Origin of the sequence: Amphritea atlantica (assembly GCF_024347255.1) — a bacterium.
Lineage (GTDB): Bacteria > Pseudomonadota > Gammaproteobacteria > Pseudomonadales > Balneatricaceae > Amphritea > Amphritea atlantica.
Window position 1 is genome coordinate 3,293,659 of record NZ_AP025284.1, and the last position, 14,610, is coordinate 3,308,268.

General features: G+C 50.5%; 26 protein-coding genes. All 26 read right to left on the bottom strand.

Features of this window, described 5'->3' with window-relative positions:
• Nucleotides 1-34: 34 nt before the first annotated feature.
• The 26 genes from OCU43_RS15005 to OCU43_RS15130 all read right to left on the bottom strand — a co-directional run bounded on the left by OCU43_RS15005 (nt 35) and on the right by OCU43_RS15130 (nt 14,598).
• Nucleotides 35-214, bottom strand: a complete 180-nt coding sequence (locus OCU43_RS15005) for a hypothetical protein (RefSeq protein WP_139203159.1) — start codon at nt 212-214, stop codon at nt 35-37.
• Between the two features lie 80 nt (nt 215-294).
• Nucleotides 295-648 (bottom strand): hypothetical protein, encoded by a 354-nt coding sequence (locus tag OCU43_RS15010; RefSeq protein WP_175483479.1) that lies wholly within the window; start codon nt 646-648, stop codon nt 295-297.
• Nucleotides 639-1,058, bottom strand: coding sequence for a phage tail protein (locus OCU43_RS15015; RefSeq protein WP_091356530.1), 420 nt, complete (start codon nt 1,056-1,058; stop codon nt 639-641). Before OCU43_RS15015 ends, OCU43_RS15010 begins: the two co-directional genes overlap by 10 nt.
• A 74-nt stretch (nt 1,059-1,132) precedes the next feature.
• Entirely contained in the window at nt 1,133-1,507 is a 375-nt protein-coding gene (gene gpU, locus OCU43_RS15020) for a phage tail terminator protein (RefSeq protein WP_091356529.1), read from the bottom strand.
• Nucleotides 1,504-1,707 (bottom strand): hypothetical protein, encoded by a 204-nt coding sequence (locus tag OCU43_RS15025; RefSeq protein WP_091356526.1) that lies wholly within the window; start codon nt 1,705-1,707, stop codon nt 1,504-1,506. The genes gpU and OCU43_RS15025 overlap by 4 nt, the downstream gene beginning before the upstream one ends.
• 6 nt (nt 1,708-1,713) lie before the next feature.
• A complete protein-coding gene (locus OCU43_RS15030) occupies nt 1,714-2,271 on the bottom strand; it encodes a phage tail protein (protein ID WP_091356524.1) in 558 nt (185 codons plus the stop codon).
• 11 nt (nt 2,272-2,282) lie between these two features.
• Nucleotides 2,283-2,588 carry a hypothetical protein gene (locus OCU43_RS15035; RefSeq protein ID WP_091356522.1) on the bottom strand — a complete coding sequence of 102 codons (306 nt, stop codon included), beginning with the start codon at nt 2,586-2,588 and terminating at the stop codon, nt 2,283-2,285.
• Nucleotides 2,581-2,817, bottom strand: coding sequence for a hypothetical protein (locus OCU43_RS15040; protein WP_091356518.1), 237 nt, complete (start codon nt 2,815-2,817; stop codon nt 2,581-2,583). The genes OCU43_RS15035 and OCU43_RS15040 overlap by 8 nt, the downstream gene beginning before the upstream one ends.
• Before the next feature lie 33 nt (nt 2,818-2,850).
• The gene (locus tag OCU43_RS15045) at nt 2,851-3,072 is read right to left on the bottom strand and encodes a hypothetical protein (protein ID WP_091356515.1); all 222 of its coding nucleotides are present in this window, start codon (nt 3,070-3,072) and stop codon (nt 2,851-2,853) included.
• A gap of 79 nt (nt 3,073-3,151) precedes the next feature.
• A complete protein-coding gene (locus tag OCU43_RS15050; protein WP_091356512.1) occupies nt 3,152-3,511 on the bottom strand; it encodes a hypothetical protein in 360 nt (119 codons plus the stop codon).
• A gap of 89 nt (nt 3,512-3,600) precedes the next feature.
• Entirely contained in the window at nt 3,601-4,626 is a 1,026-nt protein-coding gene (locus OCU43_RS15055) for a major capsid protein (RefSeq protein ID WP_091356509.1), read from the bottom strand.
• A 71-nt stretch (nt 4,627-4,697) separates the two neighbouring features.
• A complete protein-coding gene (locus OCU43_RS15060; protein WP_091356506.1) occupies nt 4,698-5,045 on the bottom strand; it encodes a head decoration protein in 348 nt (115 codons plus the stop codon).
• A 58-nt stretch (nt 5,046-5,103) separates the two neighbouring features.
• On the bottom strand, nt 5,104-6,456 hold the full coding sequence (locus OCU43_RS15065) for a S49 family peptidase (RefSeq protein ID WP_091356501.1): 1,353 nt from the start codon (nt 6,454-6,456) through the stop codon (nt 5,104-5,106).
• Entirely contained in the window at nt 6,453-6,656 is a 204-nt protein-coding gene (locus tag OCU43_RS15070; protein ID WP_139203158.1) for a hypothetical protein, read from the bottom strand. The genes OCU43_RS15065 and OCU43_RS15070 overlap by 4 nt, the downstream gene beginning before the upstream one ends.
• Nucleotides 6,657-6,727: 71 nt before the next feature.
• Entirely contained in the window at nt 6,728-8,320 is a 1,593-nt protein-coding gene (locus tag OCU43_RS15075) for a phage portal protein (RefSeq protein WP_091356495.1), read from the bottom strand.
• Entirely contained in the window at nt 8,317-8,520 is a 204-nt protein-coding gene (gene gpW, locus OCU43_RS15080) for a gpW family head-tail joining protein (protein WP_091356493.1), read from the bottom strand. Before gpW ends, OCU43_RS15075 begins: the two co-directional genes overlap by 4 nt.
• Before the next feature lie 14 nt (nt 8,521-8,534).
• A complete protein-coding gene (locus OCU43_RS15085; protein ID WP_175483478.1) occupies nt 8,535-10,655 on the bottom strand; it encodes a terminase gpA endonuclease subunit in 2,121 nt (706 codons plus the stop codon).
• On the bottom strand, nt 10,582-11,109 hold the full coding sequence (locus OCU43_RS15090; RefSeq protein ID WP_091356490.1) for a hypothetical protein: 528 nt from the start codon (nt 11,107-11,109) through the stop codon (nt 10,582-10,584). Before OCU43_RS15090 ends, OCU43_RS15085 begins: the two co-directional genes overlap by 74 nt.
• Nucleotides 11,110-11,265: 156 nt before the next feature.
• Entirely contained in the window at nt 11,266-11,538 is a 273-nt protein-coding gene (gene lysC / locus OCU43_RS22335; protein WP_425424960.1) for an Rz1-like lysis system protein LysC, read from the bottom strand.
• Complete coding sequence (locus OCU43_RS15100; protein WP_091356487.1) at nt 11,435-11,812, bottom strand: DUF2570 family protein; 378 nt, start codon at nt 11,810-11,812, stop codon at nt 11,435-11,437. Before OCU43_RS15100 ends, lysC begins: the two co-directional genes overlap by 104 nt.
• Before the next feature lie 8 nt (nt 11,813-11,820).
• Nucleotides 11,821-12,141 (bottom strand): hypothetical protein, encoded by a 321-nt coding sequence (locus tag OCU43_RS15105; protein WP_091356485.1) that lies wholly within the window; start codon nt 12,139-12,141, stop codon nt 11,821-11,823.
• Nucleotides 12,138-12,449: a hypothetical protein gene (locus tag OCU43_RS15110; RefSeq protein ID WP_091356482.1), complete on the bottom strand. Its 312-nt coding sequence runs from the start codon at nt 12,447-12,449 to the stop codon at nt 12,138-12,140. The genes OCU43_RS15105 and OCU43_RS15110 overlap by 4 nt, the downstream gene beginning before the upstream one ends.
• Complete coding sequence (locus OCU43_RS15115) at nt 12,440-12,835, bottom strand: N-acetylmuramoyl-L-alanine amidase (protein WP_091356479.1); 396 nt, start codon at nt 12,833-12,835, stop codon at nt 12,440-12,442. The genes OCU43_RS15110 and OCU43_RS15115 overlap by 10 nt, the downstream gene beginning before the upstream one ends.
• 189 nt (nt 12,836-13,024) lie before the next feature.
• Nucleotides 13,025-13,519 (bottom strand): hypothetical protein, encoded by a 495-nt coding sequence (locus tag OCU43_RS15120; RefSeq protein ID WP_091356476.1) that lies wholly within the window; start codon nt 13,517-13,519, stop codon nt 13,025-13,027.
• Between the two features lie 3 nt (nt 13,520-13,522).
• Nucleotides 13,523-13,843: a hypothetical protein gene (locus tag OCU43_RS15125; RefSeq protein WP_091356473.1), complete on the bottom strand. Its 321-nt coding sequence runs from the start codon at nt 13,841-13,843 to the stop codon at nt 13,523-13,525.
• Nucleotides 13,840-14,598, bottom strand: coding sequence for a hypothetical protein (locus OCU43_RS15130; RefSeq protein ID WP_091356471.1), 759 nt, complete (start codon nt 14,596-14,598; stop codon nt 13,840-13,842). Before OCU43_RS15130 ends, OCU43_RS15125 begins: the two co-directional genes overlap by 4 nt.
• Nucleotides 14,599-14,610 lie beyond the last annotated feature (12 nt).

A 14,610-nucleotide genomic window follows, 5' to 3' on the forward strand; every position in this document is an offset into this window, starting at 1 on the left:
AACTCCCTTTTATTTTATGACAAAATAAAAGAGATTAACCCCCAGCACGCTTTTCAGCAACCGCCTTGCCTGATCGAATAATATCTAAAACTGCCGCCTCCTGCGCTTCAAGACGATCTTTATCATCCATCGCATCCCATAAAGCGGCTTCACGGTATTCAGGGTTTTGCAACCGCTGATATGCACACCAGTAATCGAATACCATCTCAGGCATCTGTTCTAACATTTCAAACGGATTAAGATGCCCCAACTCTTTTGCCAGCCCGAACGCAAATTCTACCCCCGGGCTGGCGATCAGTTTTTTACCGCATCACCCACCTGATGTGGGGCATCCATAGCACTAAGAACTACTGTGCACAGCTGACTAATCAGCTTTGAATCATGATTTTTTGCCAACTCATCAACCGTGTCTGAATACAGCGGCTCACCTTTCGCGTTAACAACGCGATGCTTAACCACGGCTGCATCATAACGCACTTTAAAGTCTTCCGCCTTGTCGTCCAACGCCGCTAATTCTTCATGAAAACGAATACCCTGCAGCGCATTCAAACCGGTGAGAATATACACATCTGCACCCATAAACGACTTTTTAACCGGCTTACCCAGCCTGGTTTTTTTAGGATCGAATAAAGGCATAATTAGCTCCAACCCGGCTCGCCATTGATTTCAACGCTAAACTGCCCCTCAAGAGATTGGCCAATATTTGCAGTGAACGGCATATTCAGCACATACCCAGAGAAAGCCTCAACATCACCACTCGAAAGCACCTGACGGAAATTAGCCTCCACGCCCGTAGCCTTCGCCGTGTGCATTTCAGCCTGACCCACATCAGCCCGGTTGTACTGCAGAGTGCCGGAAAACTGACCCGCATCCGGCAAGCTGATAGACTTCTCTTTGTAAGTACTTGTCAGCACTGACTCATCATTAACCCCCGGTGCCACCTCCCCACGATTAATAGTTTTAATACCACCAATCGGCAACCAGGTATCCGGAGTAGTGAGACTCTCAATCTCAAACACCAAACCCTGCGCCGGAATAGAAATATTTTTGTTAGCCATGTTGCCGATCTCCTGATTTTACAAGCCACAAAAAAGCCCCGCAGATACGAGGCTTGTTTTTTTAAAATTTGAATTTAGTAGTTTACGAGATAACGAATATCAAGCCCGGTCCAGCTTTCTGTGCCGTCGCGGTCATATTCGAAACCCACCTCAACAGTATATTGATAAGCCTCGTTAGGCTGCGCTGCTGATTCAATCGCTTGCTGTACTATGTCACCCAACGCATCCAGCTTATCATCAACATCATTTTCATCCGGATGCATTACCCGAATAGCCAGCACCCCATTCATACCCGGCAAATCAGCATCGCCCTCTTCGAGATAGACACAAATCGCGGGTGTGTCGTTTTCGAGCTTCGCTTTTTTGAAAGTAAAAACCTCTGCCCCCGGCACAACACCGATCAGGTTTTTTACATGGTCACGGATTGCTTTACGCTGACCTGCATTCATGATTCAATCTCCGGCAAACGCGCCTCAGCCACTACATCAAGCTCAACGCCGTTCAAACGAAGATCAACAACCACATTGCCACCCGGCTTAATGGTATGAATGGCGATTGCCTGAACGCCATCAAGCGGAACACCATCAACCAACACCTGAGACCCTTTCGCCTTGCCATTAGACACAATTCGAACATTGCTTTTTTTCATAACCCTTCACACCTCGTATTTACTCAACCGCCACTTGAGATCATGAATTAAACGCCGCTCGAACCCTTGGCGCATTTCACGTTCTGCCGCTTTTGGCGCGATGACATCAACATGTTGCTGTATCTCGATGCGCACGACATCGACGGGCAAACGCGCAGTCCCGGTACGCTGAAACACATGCAACTGGTTGTTAGTCCCCCGAGCAATAAACGCATTGGAGTACTGCCGTTTTCCGGATGTTTTAACACCTTTACCTTTCCGCTGACTCCAGCCACCTTTGCCGGTATCTTTTGCATTGAGATCAATCACTGAAATGCCGCGATAATATGACCGCAATCGAGATTGCAGCGTTCTGGCCGTAGAGCGTTTAATGTATATCCGTTTGCGGACATACTTTTGCGGCACATTTATCGCTTTAGCCACCCCACGAACGGTGCGCGTTTCTGATGCTTTGATGGTTTTATTCAGCGCACTGGATGCTGCACGAGGCACTTCAATCGTTTTATACGCGCTTAACTTGCGTTTCAGCTGATCAATCTGCTGGTCATACGACATCAACGACATACACCACCCCGCTATGCTTTTTTAGTGACCGCCCAGGTTGGCATAAATCCATCATTGCTGCGCTCTTCCCGCAGGGTGTACACCTCACCGGAACCGGTAAACGTGACGGTATAGCCATTTGCCAGCGCCACCGGCGGCGCTGGGATGCTGATGTGCGTTTCTGGTGCGGTGCCATAACTACCGAACGGAACCACATCTTTATCCAGAATCGCCTGCACCGGGTAATCGGCTGCACCATCATTCAGCGTGGCAGCATCACCCAACACATCCGCGATATCAGCATCAGCCGCGCTCAGCGCATCATCAAAATCACTCATCACCCGGTGCCTGAGTCTTTTTTACAGCAGACGCACGCGGCACGACTTCAGCCGGTGCCTTTTTCGCAGCTTTTGAATCTTCAGCCAGGTTGCTGAAACTCCACTCAGCACGGCCACGGGACACCATCTCAGCGGAATCACGCGGGGTAATGCCCGCCGCTTTCAAGTCATCCGGGGTATATTCACCCACCGCCAGTTTGCCGGCCCCCGTCACTTTCAGAATTTTCATACAAACCTCATCATTAATCAGACCGACTGGCCGTTATTGCACGTTGATACCACCAAACACAAAGCGCATCACCAGCGCCAGCACCAGCAGCACCGCCAACACCCACCACAGCCAGGCATACCACACCAAAAACCAGACGTTATGCAGTTGCAGCCAGCCAACCAACAACCGACACACCACAGCACCCACAAACGCCCCCGCGACCCACTGCCAATGCAGCGCCAGCCACATCCAGACCAACATCAGATATTTCATATAACACCTCACAGAGAGCGTTTACCGAGAGATAAAAGCCCCAACGGGTGGGGCTTTTCGCTATCGATTTAGTTAACGGCTATTCGATATGGCCGTCAGCTTTCAATGCCTTACGGGTGGCAGCAGTCACTTCAGATTCGGGCAGTGTTTCGCCCTTCTTCATAAAGAACTTTTTCTTACCGTCTTTGCCGTCAGCAAAGCGCACGGTTTTGGTGAAAGTCATCAGCTTTTCAGCGGGTGCTTTTGTTTTTGCATCTGCATCTGCAGCCTGCTTGGCCTCCAGCGACTCAAGCCCATCTGTATACAGCAAGACCAGATCACTGTCTTTATTGATAGGTATATCACCTACCCCAATACCAAGCTCTTCCGCCAACGCTTCAATTGCCGCCAACTGCGCCTCAGCGTCCAGCGCTTTAAATTCTTCTACTGTCATAGACATGTTTTTTACCCTGCTTTATGTTGCATTCCACACAAACAATAAAGGCGAAGCGCGGGTGCACTTCGCCTTTTGTTTAATCAGCGAGATTATTAACCGACAGTAACGACCACAAAGTCATTAATATTCATCGGCACCATCAGAGGTGAAGACTGAATCATGGTGTACTCACGGGCTGGGTCACCATCTGTTATCCAGTTGCGCGGGTAACGATCAGTCATAGTCATGCCTTCACGCACAGCATGTGCATCTTTAATAGCACCGTAGGCCCGCACACCCTGATTTTCAGTGTTACCCATCACCAGACAGTAATCCGGCAGATAGCGTTTTTTAACACCGCCCTCAGTGTAGTAATGTTGCGTTACCACGATTTGCACATCACCAAACCAACCTTTAAAGCTGACCGTCTCGCCAAGATTTTTAAGGGCCGTCTCCAACATAGAGGTACTGCCGCGACGCGTATCCAGCTTTTCCTTAACCGCTTTAAACCCATGAAACAGCGCCCAGGTTTTTGAGTCCATCACAGCGACGTTAATCAAACCATCAGACTCACCCGCCCAGGTTGTCATGTCGTCGGTTGGGTCATAGCTATCGACCGCTTTACCCGTCCACACCTCACCCACACCCAGCGTCACATTGTTAGCCGCAGCCTGACCAAAATCGACCTGCTGCGCGGGATAACCCTCACCCTCGACGGTATAGCCACCACTAATGATTGCATCTACCGCCTGCTTTTCCTCATACTGCTGAATCGCCAGATCTTCTTTGATCATATTGTCAGCAATTTGCGCCTCCCGACGCTGATCCATTGACAAAGCACCATTCAGCCGCTCACCAGCCCGACGCTTCATCAGCTTTTGCGGGTCGACTTCATGCTTTGGCTTAACGTATGCCGCTTTGAACGTCCGCGTTTTATAGCCCTGATCTGCAATTACTTTACCGCCCACCACTGGCGATACCGTCACAGCGATATCAATGTTTTCATCCAGAGCATCCAGCTTAATCTCTTCAGACTCAGACAGAAAAACTTGCGGGAAGAACAGCGCCAGAAACAACGCCTGAAACTTCGATTTTTTTTCTACAACGCCGAGCAGATCGGCTGTACCAAATGTATCCATTGTTCGTTTCTCCAGAAACAAAAAAGCCCTGAAAATCAGGGCTTAAATTCGATTTATGTTAAGCGGATTTTTTAGCCAGCGGTCTGCACACTGATCGGCGTGCCAGCAAAGGCCAGTGACTTTTGCAGCGCAGTGGCAGCACCCCAGACAACCAGATCAGTATTAAAACAACCGGACTTGTAAGCCTGCGTGACCACTGCACCACCGGTTGCATCTACTGCTGCCACCGTCATACGGGTGGCCACTTCAGAGCCATCAGCGGCACCCGGCGCCCATTCAACAAACTCACCGGTTGCCGTCAGTTGGCCCAGCGGCGTCAGCGCTGCCAGATCTTCACCAGACGCAATTGTAATTTCAGTGGTATAAGCTGGCTCGCTGGTCGCAAACCGGGTATCCGGGGTATAAGTTTCAAGAGTCATTATTCATCACCTGTTTGATGTTCATTAAACGCACTTAAAAATGCGCAGAAATCAGCGCTTATTTATCGCCGGTTACGCGCTCATAGCTGGCCAGCAATGTACCGCCTGCTGATTCAGTCACTTGCTGATCTGCACCCACATTTGGCTGCTGCTCATTCGCCATCGCTGACGCCAGAGCATTACTCATATCAGACGGATCGGTCGCACCCACCACCGGCACCGTGGCCAGCGCCGCTTTGGCATCTTCAACACTCAATTTAGTGTTAAACGCCAGGTGATTAGCCGTCGCTTCACGGCCCTTTGCTTCATCACACTGCATGATGCCAGCGATGCGCGCCTGCATTGTTGCAGCAGCATCTGGCTGATCGACCTCAGCCGCCGATTGCTGCGCCGGTTGTGCTGCAGGCTCAACCACCGCCGCTGCTGGCGCATCAGCACCCGCCGCAGGGCCGCCCTGTGCAGGCACTTGCGCCTGCGTTTGTACGTCTTGTGTAGACATATTTGCTCCTATCGAGATTGTTCTGCCCTGCGAGGACAGATGTTCAGAAAAAACAGATACCGCATCAATGCCGTTAACCAGCTCATCCGCGAAACCCACATCAACCGCCGCTTGCCCGCGATAAGTCGCGGCATCGGTGGCTAATACTTCAGCTGTGCTCATGCCGATATGTCCGGACACCAGCTCAGCAAACTCATTGCGCAACGCATCAGATTCGCTCTGAAACCGCGCCAAAACATCAGCCCCGAGCGCTTCATAGGGGTTGCCATCAATCTTATGCGCACCGGAGTGGATGAGAGTGACTTTATAGCCATCCTCTGCAAGCTTTTTAGACATATCCGCGTGGGCCATCACGACACCGACCGAGCCCGCAACGCCCGTTTCATTAATCAACCGTCGGTGAGCTGAACTAGCCAATGCCATGCCTCCACTGCAATTCATGTCATAACAGAGCGCCCATAGTTTTTTACCTGATGCGTCCGCCAGCTCTCGCAGTTTTCGGGATGTGTTAAAACATCCAGACACCTCACCGCCCGGCGTGTCTAAATCAAGCAGAACGCCTTTTATCTCAGGGTCTGAAAATGCATCTTGCGCCCGATAGATAATGCCGTCATAACCCGTCATCCCACTATAGGGCTTAACGTTGCCGGTTTTATGCGCCAGCGTCCCAGATATCGGCAACACCGCCACACCATCAACCACCTCATACGGGCGGTTACGCCCCCGATCAGACGACCAGGCCGCCGCAGACTGGCGCATTTTCTCACCGGTTAAAATAACGCCCTCATTATCCTGCAACTCAAAAATACCCAAGCGAGGCGCCAGCGCACTAAAGAAAGTGCGGGCATAACCTGGCTCCAGTAGCAGCGGCGTGTTCAACACCCGGCTGGCAATGTGTGCCATATTATTCATACAGCAACCCCGCAGGATTCAGGATTTAGCATACCGCTGGCCATCTGCCGACGACGGCGGGCACACTCGCGGGCGCGGGTAGGTGTTTTTTTAGCAATGCGATTGCCACGACCCACATGCAAAGACTGACCACCATCAATCATCCGCGCAGGCACACCCATCGACATCAACGCGTTAATCAAACCCATTCGATTTAACATACATACCCCCTAAATTCAGGCATAAAAAAACCCGCCGTAGCGGGTTGTTTTGACTCTATTTAAAGCAGCGATTACGCAGCAGCCTGGTCTTCTGCTTTCTGATCTTCCTGGGCAAAGTTATCCACCTGCATCCAAGCCGGACGCGGCAAGCCAGCCGCCTCACGCTCTTTCTGCTCCCTTACCTGCTGCTTAAAGACTTCCTGATAATCCTGCCCCATCTGCGCCAGCTCTTTCTCGTATGTACTAAAACCATACTCGACGCGCAGAATAGCTTCCTTAACATCTTTGAGCCCGTCGATTGCCATACGACCAGTGCCGATAAACCCACAATTGCACCATGCCCCACGGGCCTGATAGAAATCACGAGTAGCACCTTTCGGCAACTTGAGCTGCTTGCTGTGCAGCAGATCCTCCAGCACCAGGCTGAAGATAACCGCGCCTTTGCGGGCCGGTATAATCTTCCGCCGACCCATAAAATAACGCCACTGCTCCAACATTGACGCCCGGGCCGTACTGTATGAAAGCTTTGTGAAGTCTTTTGACAACCCCTCTTTCGACAGATTAAGCCCGGCAGCAATCCAGCCCAGCACGCCGCTTTCTAACTGCGTGTATCCGTTGTCAGCATTACCGCTGGTATGCAGATTCAGCCGCTCATTCGGCATCAGCTGCAGCGCCTTCACACCATCACCGATGTTTAAGCCACCGTTGCGAAATTCATTAATAGCCAGCATGTATTTTTGCAACATTTCAGTAGAGTTTTCACCACCAATTAACGCCGCTCCCGCATCAGGCCCAAGATCAGACTCAAGCGATACCGCATACATTGCGTTTACAATCGCGTTTTGCAGTGTCGTGTGGTGAAGCTTTGGCAGAATTTGTAGCTGTTCCAGCACTGATAAAAACTGGTTTGCGCCTCGCGTCTGCCCATCTTCCGTCGGCTCAAACGTATGAATGATTTTAGGCCGACCCCAGCCGGTATCACGCGCCACCCGCTTCCAGGTATGCCCCATACCATCGCCCATGCCGTAGTATGAGCTATTACCCTGCCGGATATGGTAAGCCAGCGCTGCGCCGTATTGGTCAGATTCAACACCACCCCGCACCAGGTCACTATCTGCCCCGTTACCAGGGTTTGAAATACGCTTCGGTGATATCTGCTTAATCGCTGTATGAATCAATGACCCCGGACGATCTATCCACTCAGCTGAACAAAAATCCTCACCCAGCCGCGTGTGAACACTCACCGTTTCACGCATGATCATCGTAAAGGTGCGTTTGCGTTCTGCATCCAGATAGCAACCAACCGGATCCTCTGCGACTTCCTGCCAGATCTGCTCCACATCACGAATAAACGCCAGCGCCTCAACTTCTTTGACACCCAGCGATTCCCACAACGGCTTATAACTCAGCCGAAAATTATCACCGACGATGTTGTCAACGTGCAGCTGAACACCGTTAGATGCGAATGCGTTATTGCGCACTACATCCTCAGCGCGAGCATTGCCCATTTTCAGATCAGGCAGCAGCGCTGCATCAGCTGTTTTTAACCCCGGCGACCACCGCGCTAACTGTCCACCATGCCCGACACCAGCCCCTTGATAAGAACTCATCTGCTGCCGCAACGGCTGACCGTCAAGCCCCTCAATGGGTCTGAATGTTGTCATAGAAAAACCCCCATCGGACGACGCAACTGAGTGACACCCAGCTGCGTTTCGAGAGACTGAATATACTTTTCAAGATCAGGAAGATTAACCGCCGTGTATTCAACAGACCGCCCATCTTTCTGCACCTTTACCGCCTTTCGGCCCGTCAGCAGCGCGTGCTTAGCCGCCCGCGCTTCATCAAGCTGCGATTGAGTAGCCATTATTTACCCCTGATTTATCGATTCATCATGCGGCCCAACTCAGCCAGCGATAACTTTTTATCCTGAGAACCAGACGGTTTAGACTGAACCGCCGCAGACTTAAACGGATTAACCGTCACAGGCTTGCTTTCCTGGACCAGATCGCCCGCCTCTTCGACCTCATACACCTCATCAAAATCCGGACGGTTATCAATCACCGTTACCAGATCGTCCGGCGCGTTATCACCAAGCAGATCGACCTGCATGAGAGATGCTTGCTGATGGTCCCACCAGTCATGCTTTTTAAGGTGCAACTTTTCAACCATCGCAGCATGTGTTGCATACACCTCACAGTCCCACGCTTCGATAGCCGTGCCTGACTTTTGCTGCCACACCATTTTTCCGCGCTGTGTTCGCGATGGCGCTTTGATCTCACCAGTCATCTGATCATAGTAATCAGCCCGCACCGATTCATAATAATGAATACGATTCGGCCCCGACCCTGACAACTTAAGATGCCCTGATATCAAGTCTTTTGCGGCCTGAGTGCCCACCCGCCAAACTTGCAAACCAAATTTATCAGCCTTGGTTTTCTGACTATTGATATCCATCCGCCGAGGAAGCGTGACGATCGGCGCATCAGCAGAGGTTGCCCCCTTAATCGCCATTAAATTTAAACCACGCCCACGACGACTACGCACATAGTGATAAGTCGCTCCCTGAGTAACACCATCACTAGTATCTAACGAAGCAGACTTGATGCGCACAACCGCACCAATTTCATGCCGATATGAACCAAATAGAATGCGATCTAACTCACCCCAAACAGGATCATTAATATCGTTAATATCGTTTTTGGCATAAATTTCTGTGTAACACACCAGCCAGGATTCAAGATCACGCCCCCAGGCTTTCACTTTTATCGCCAATCGATCACGCTGCACGTCAACGCCTGCTGTGAGAAAAACACCCCCACGCTGAACAACCAACTCAGGATAATCCTCAGCTTTTGCTCTCAACTCATCAGCACTGACGTTATCGCCTTTATACTCGTATGCCTGCCCCAGTTTTTGGTTAGTAAACTTGATCAGTGAGTTTTCATTGCCTTTCTCAAACTCAGCCTTTGCCGACAGATAGTCTTTAACAACATCTGCTAACGAGGTGCCAGGCATACACACATACAATTCTGAGAGCCCCATAAAACCAGCCCGCCCGGTAAACGTAGCCGTAGGCACCCAACCCGCATTAACATCACCTGCATCAAATGCGTTAAAACAGGTATTACGGATATTCTCCTGCCGCTGGTAATCATCCCATTCCCAACCACAACAAGGGCAGCGATAGACAGCCGAATCTGGCAGGGCCCGACCATAAACCGGATGAACCTCTGTACCCTCATCAACTGAATCCCAATGAACATTATCCCAGTTCAAAACATGCGATTCGCCGCAGTTATGACAGACAACCGGCAATACCCGCTTATCAGTCTGATCAAGCCGCGCTTCGGTTTTCGACAACCCTTTTACCGCAGGCGTACCGCCCACGATCAGCATTGAGCCGATAAAACGCTTTAACCGTTCTTCAATGTTGCCGATCGCATCACCCTGACCCGCCACGTTATCAGCAGTATCATCAGGTTCCTCAACAACACCCACCCCCACTTTTGAAGTGGACTTCACGTTACCGGGAGAGTTAGACCCAACCAGCTTTATAAACCCACCTGGGTATGTGCGGTTATCCCAGCGCGCTCCAGACTTGCGCGAGGTACTGACATCCATCACATCAGTGACAGAGCTATTCGCCTGCGCCGTTGGCAGAAACTTCTCATCGTGGAAGTTTTTAGCGTCGCCAGTTTTCGCAAACAGCGCAATTATCGGACACGGATCATATTCAGATTCAGAAATAACTTTGCAGATAAACCCAAGCAGAAAGAAAGTCCAGCCGATCTGTGCAGCCTTCATCAAATCAACTTCTACAACATCAGGGTCATCAAGCGCAGCGCAAACACCAATAAAATACGGCGTATAGTAAAAATCGTATTCCCCAAAGTCAGGCAAGACATATTCAGTTTCAAGAAACTCTTTAGTGCTTTTCCTCTTCGGAAGCGTCAGCAACTCCGCCGCTTTCGCCGCTACTCGCGCCAAGTTTGAGCGCATAGCCTCTAACTCGGTCGATAGCAGTTCCAGCATGTTTTTCACTCAACTCTTTCGGTAAATCAATATCAAACTGGCTTTTCAAATCATCCCGCAAGCGCTCAAAAGCCCGACGGAACTGACCAGCCGAATAAATAGCCCAATCAGACAGGAACTGATAAGCCTCTTCTTCGTGAATAGTGGTTGAAATCTTCTCGTTGTACTCAAGCCGCATGATTGCGGTTTTCACTGTTTTCTCTTCATAGGTCGCCTTGGCAACATCAACCTGATCTTCACCACCACGACCAGCGGCCTGCTGCCTGAGCTGATCACAATACTGGTGAAGCCACTCCTGATAAGTGCCATTTTCAGACAGATTTTCTTTCTTAACTTGACTGCTAATCGCCTGCTGAGAAACACCAACCAGATTCGCAAATCCGGTTTGACTAGCCTTCTCATCTAACTTCAATACAGACATAAATCACCCAAGTATCAGACACTTATCACCACTCAACTATTACCACCACAACCCCCTATAGCCCCAGAAATCTGCAAATAATCCGCGCAGCAGCAGGCCGTACAGAGCAATCCGTCCCAAAGGACCCGCGCTGTTTCTAGCCTTCAGCCTGACTGACTACTGCCCATCAACAGAAAGATCATCTAAACGCCTATCACGCCAGGCACGCAGGCCAGCAAATCTGGCATCACACTGTTCAATCACATCTAACAACGGCTCGATGTATTCAACGGCATCACCGTAGAGATCAACCGGCAGCACTGGCGGGATACATCCAGCCAGCAGATCAACCGGGGGGAGATCCGCTATCGATTCCCGCTTGACGATGTATTCTGTCCCGCAGCCTGTTAGCAACAGACAGAGGCAAAGCAGTGTTAGCACAGACTTCATCTTTCAGATCTCTCTTTGTTTGTTGCTGCGATGCCAGGCTTTTGCGGTGCAGATCTCTGTTCTGCTGATTCACACGGGCAACCAATGCCTGATCCCATAGATGCCGCTCATGCTGCTTCTGCAGTTCAACTTCTGACGACTGAAGATCTGCAGCGAGCTGATCACGCTCAGAGGCTAATGCACCGATCTGCTCTGACTGCTGCTGATACAACCAACCCAAACCAAGCACAGCAACAGTCAGCGCAATAAAAATACCGATTGCTAAACGATTCATAGAATCACCTATTTAGTAAACCGAGAAACAAACCAGCCCGCTATTGCCTCACCCCTTGAATCCAGGGCGGCAAGTATCGGCCAGAACATAAATCCCAACCCAAACAACGCACCGTCCCGGCCCGGCATATCAACCGGAAGGTTTGGCCCAATCATGTTGACCGTAAAGCCACCCAACAAAATAAAAATAATAAAACCCTTCCAGTTGAGCGGCTTACCCTTGCTTGAATGCTGAAACAGATAGTTAGCACCCGCCCCCATTCCGCCGGGCAGACCATAGGCGAGATAGCTTTTCAATATCTCAATAGCGTCCGCGAGAAATACTTTCATCCGTGCCTACCTACTGAGAGTGATAATTTCAAATTCTTTAGCTGCGCCAGCATGATGATGCAAACAAAGACATCAAACATTGCCCACCATCGCCCCAGCGCACCATATCCACACTCTTGTGACAACACGGTTACCACGCACAATCCAATGCAAAACAATGCACTCAGGGCGATCAACACCACCTGATGCTGCGCAAAATGGGTTAACCGGCGATGAGGGTTAGCTGCATCCAGCACCAGCCAGACATGCCCGCATTGCCATAAAACATAAAAGCAAACGCCGCCAACAATAAAATAAATTAGCTGCATAACCCTGTCTCTTTAAGCCATTGCTGAACATCAAACCCCGGGCACGTCTTATGAGGATTAACTTCATAATGCCCATGAATCGAAACACCGTAACGCTCGATATAATCCGCGCACACAACCCGCAAAGTCTCCATCGCTGCATCAGTAAACTGATCAGTGCCTATCAGACAGATACCCACCGCATCCGCATTATTGCCAGCCGCCTGACTGGGCACCCAATAATCAGGACGCCCCCGCTCAAACTCACCATCAGGCTGAATGACGCCCGAATAACCAATGCCATCCCAACCACGATCAAGGTGCCACTGATGAATCTCTGCTGCCGGTACAGGTTTAAAGTTAGACGTAGCAGCACAATGAATAAACAACCGCTTTATCTGACGCATAACCACCCTCCAGCCATAAAAAAGCCCGGCACAAAGGCCGGGCAATAAGCAAAGTACAACAGCTCAACTACTAACACGCCAAATCGTAGGCATAAAAAAACCCCGACCAATTGGCCGGGGTTCTGTAGACGCACTGATGAGACGTTACGGAATTTATACTACTCAGGGTGCACGGTGTAAAGCCCTTTTTTAATCCGTTGATATTTTTTTCAACAATGACTCTCTGATTTTCTGCTTGCGCTTAGGTGCTTTCAGATAACACAACACCAGATTTTGCGCATGAATCAGCCGCCGGCGGAACGTATGCCGCCCGCATCCCACTGCGCGCGCCCGCTCCTCGACCGTTTTGCACACCTCAATATATTGCTCAACAATCACCGCCCTCGATTCACCATCAATCTGATTAACCGCTCTATCGGTGTCGTAGACGAAATCCGGCATATCAACGCCTTTAGCTGTACAGCGGATCAGCTCCCCCTGATTTTGAATCAATGCCGCCAGCATTGACGAACACCCCCCGCCAGCGCCATCACGCTGCCCAAGGTGCCACTCACCCCACGCCACCAGACGCCTATCAATCTGCTTGTTGATCACTGTTCCCGCAGCAACCTTAGCCTGATAATCCTCATTCTTACGCCGCTTAGCTAACCCACGTTCAGCCAACGCCAACATCGCCTCACTCATACCCTATCCCCTTGCTTGTGTTGTTATCGCCTCAGCAAACTCACTGAACGGAACCCGCTGAAGAAACAAATATCCAGAGCCCAAATCACTCACATCAACGCAATCACCTTCAGCCCTGCGCAAACGATATAAAATCGCCTTCTTAACCAACCCCCGTTCAATCGCGGTTAACTGATATCGACCTGTAAACTCATCGACAAGATCAGCAACATCCTCACCATTAAACGCCCGCCCCACCCCCTCCTGTTTCGCGTCCATCACCTCCACCCGGGACCGCACCTTCCGGCCCCGCTCATTACTCAGCACATATCGATTACCCGTCATGCACTCACCCTCCCCGTTTTCACATGATGAACAACGCTATCAACCAGTTTCGACTCCCAACCCCGCTGTGATAACTGAACCTCTGGCCTGTCAAGCCAATAGCGAATCAACTCCTCAACAATCAGCCCTCCGTCAGCGTCTGAAATTGCACCCACATCAACACCCCACCGTTTTACCTGCTCATCAATCCACTCATGCCCAATCGGCTCCCAGGACGGAAACATCGAAAATACAGATTCAGCGTTATGTAGAGAGAGAGTCTCCGACTCTCTGATATGTGCCGGGTTTTGATTTTTTGGTGTGCCGGGTTGTGTGTCGGCTTTTGAAGATTCACCATCTGCACCGCCAGTAATAACAGGGCTTTCAGGCTTATTAACATTATCTGAACCTATGCCGGGTAACTGTGTCGGCTTAGTGTCGGCTTTTATTTTTGCGGAAGAATTCAACCGAGCAACCAGACACTTAAACACCAACCGGTCACCATCACTTTTAATCGTGACCAACCCGCGCTTAACAAGATGCTCAGCCGCCCGCCGGACCTGCGCCTTACTGGGCAACACCTCTTTAATACCCGGCGCAGATTCAACCCGCAGTTCACGCGCCAGGCCGTGCCAGCTTATCTTTGAAAACCGCCCAACCAGGCCAGAATCAAAATCCATCTGAGGACGTATACCAAACACATACAGCTCACGCACCAGCCACGGCGCACCATAAAGCGCTGAAATCTCATCAGGTGATAAATAGACACCCGCCATATAATCCCCTTG

What these genes read in the sequence shown, in the direction of transcription:
- OCU43_RS15005 (WP_139203159.1), bottom strand. Translation starts at nt 214, where the DNA reads ATGCCTGAGATGGTATTCGATTACTGGTGTGCATATCAGCGGTTGCAA.
- OCU43_RS15015 (WP_091356530.1), bottom strand. Translation starts at nt 1,058, where the DNA reads ATGGCTAACAAAAATATTTCTATTCCGGCGCAGGGTTTGGTGTTTGAG.
- gpU (WP_091356529.1), bottom strand. Translation starts at nt 1,507, where the DNA reads ATGAATGCAGGTCAGCGTAAAGCAATCCGTGACCATGTAAAAAACCTG.
- OCU43_RS15025 (WP_091356526.1), bottom strand. Translation starts at nt 1,707, where the DNA reads ATGAAAAAAAGCAATGTTCGAATTGTGTCTAATGGCAAGGCGAAAGGG.
- OCU43_RS15030 (WP_091356524.1), bottom strand. Translation starts at nt 2,271, where the DNA reads ATGTCGTTGATGTCGTATGACCAGCAGATTGATCAGCTGAAACGCAAG.
- OCU43_RS15035 (WP_091356522.1), bottom strand. Translation starts at nt 2,588, where the DNA reads ATGAGTGATTTTGATGATGCGCTGAGCGCGGCTGATGCTGATATCGCG.
- OCU43_RS15040 (WP_091356518.1), bottom strand. Translation starts at nt 2,817, where the DNA reads ATGAAAATTCTGAAAGTGACGGGGGCCGGCAAACTGGCGGTGGGTGAA.
- OCU43_RS15045 (WP_091356515.1), bottom strand. Translation starts at nt 3,072, where the DNA reads ATGAAATATCTGATGTTGGTCTGGATGTGGCTGGCGCTGCATTGGCAG.
- OCU43_RS15050 (WP_091356512.1), bottom strand. Translation starts at nt 3,511, where the DNA reads ATGTCTATGACAGTAGAAGAATTTAAAGCGCTGGACGCTGAGGCGCAG.
- OCU43_RS15055 (WP_091356509.1), bottom strand. Translation starts at nt 4,626, where the DNA reads ATGGATACATTTGGTACAGCCGATCTGCTCGGCGTTGTAGAAAAAAAA.
- OCU43_RS15060 (WP_091356506.1), bottom strand. Translation starts at nt 5,045, where the DNA reads ATGACTCTTGAAACTTATACCCCGGATACCCGGTTTGCGACCAGCGAG.
- OCU43_RS15065 (WP_091356501.1), bottom strand. Translation starts at nt 6,456, where the DNA reads ATGAATAATATGGCACACATTGCCAGCCGGGTGTTGAACACGCCGCTG.
- OCU43_RS15070 (WP_139203158.1), bottom strand. Translation starts at nt 6,656, where the DNA reads ATGTTAAATCGAATGGGTTTGATTAACGCGTTGATGTCGATGGGTGTG.
- OCU43_RS15075 (WP_091356495.1), bottom strand. Translation starts at nt 8,320, where the DNA reads ATGACAACATTCAGACCCATTGAGGGGCTTGACGGTCAGCCGTTGCGG.
- gpW (WP_091356493.1), bottom strand. Translation starts at nt 8,520, where the DNA reads ATGGCTACTCAATCGCAGCTTGATGAAGCGCGGGCGGCTAAGCACGCG.
- OCU43_RS15085 (WP_175483478.1), bottom strand. Translation starts at nt 10,655, where the DNA reads ATGCGCTCAAACTTGGCGCGAGTAGCGGCGAAAGCGGCGGAGTTGCTG.
- OCU43_RS15090 (WP_091356490.1), bottom strand. Translation starts at nt 11,109, where the DNA reads ATGTCTGTATTGAAGTTAGATGAGAAGGCTAGTCAAACCGGATTTGCG.
- lysC (WP_425424960.1), bottom strand. Translation starts at nt 11,538, where the DNA reads ATGAAGTCTGTGCTAACACTGCTTTGCCTCTGTCTGTTGCTAACAGGC.
- OCU43_RS15100 (WP_091356487.1), bottom strand. Translation starts at nt 11,812, where the DNA reads ATGAATCGTTTAGCAATCGGTATTTTTATTGCGCTGACTGTTGCTGTG.
- OCU43_RS15105 (WP_091356485.1), bottom strand. Translation starts at nt 12,141, where the DNA reads ATGAAAGTATTTCTCGCGGACGCTATTGAGATATTGAAAAGCTATCTC.
- OCU43_RS15110 (WP_091356482.1), bottom strand. Translation starts at nt 12,449, where the DNA reads ATGCAGCTAATTTATTTTATTGTTGGCGGCGTTTGCTTTTATGTTTTA.
- OCU43_RS15115 (WP_091356479.1), bottom strand. Translation starts at nt 12,835, where the DNA reads ATGCGTCAGATAAAGCGGTTGTTTATTCATTGTGCTGCTACGTCTAAC.
- OCU43_RS15120 (WP_091356476.1), bottom strand. Translation starts at nt 13,519, where the DNA reads ATGAGTGAGGCGATGTTGGCGTTGGCTGAACGTGGGTTAGCTAAGCGG.
- OCU43_RS15125 (WP_091356473.1), bottom strand. Translation starts at nt 13,843, where the DNA reads ATGACGGGTAATCGATATGTGCTGAGTAATGAGCGGGGCCGGAAGGTG.
- OCU43_RS15130 (WP_091356471.1), bottom strand. Translation starts at nt 14,598, where the DNA reads ATGGCGGGTGTCTATTTATCACCTGATGAGATTTCAGCGCTTTATGGT.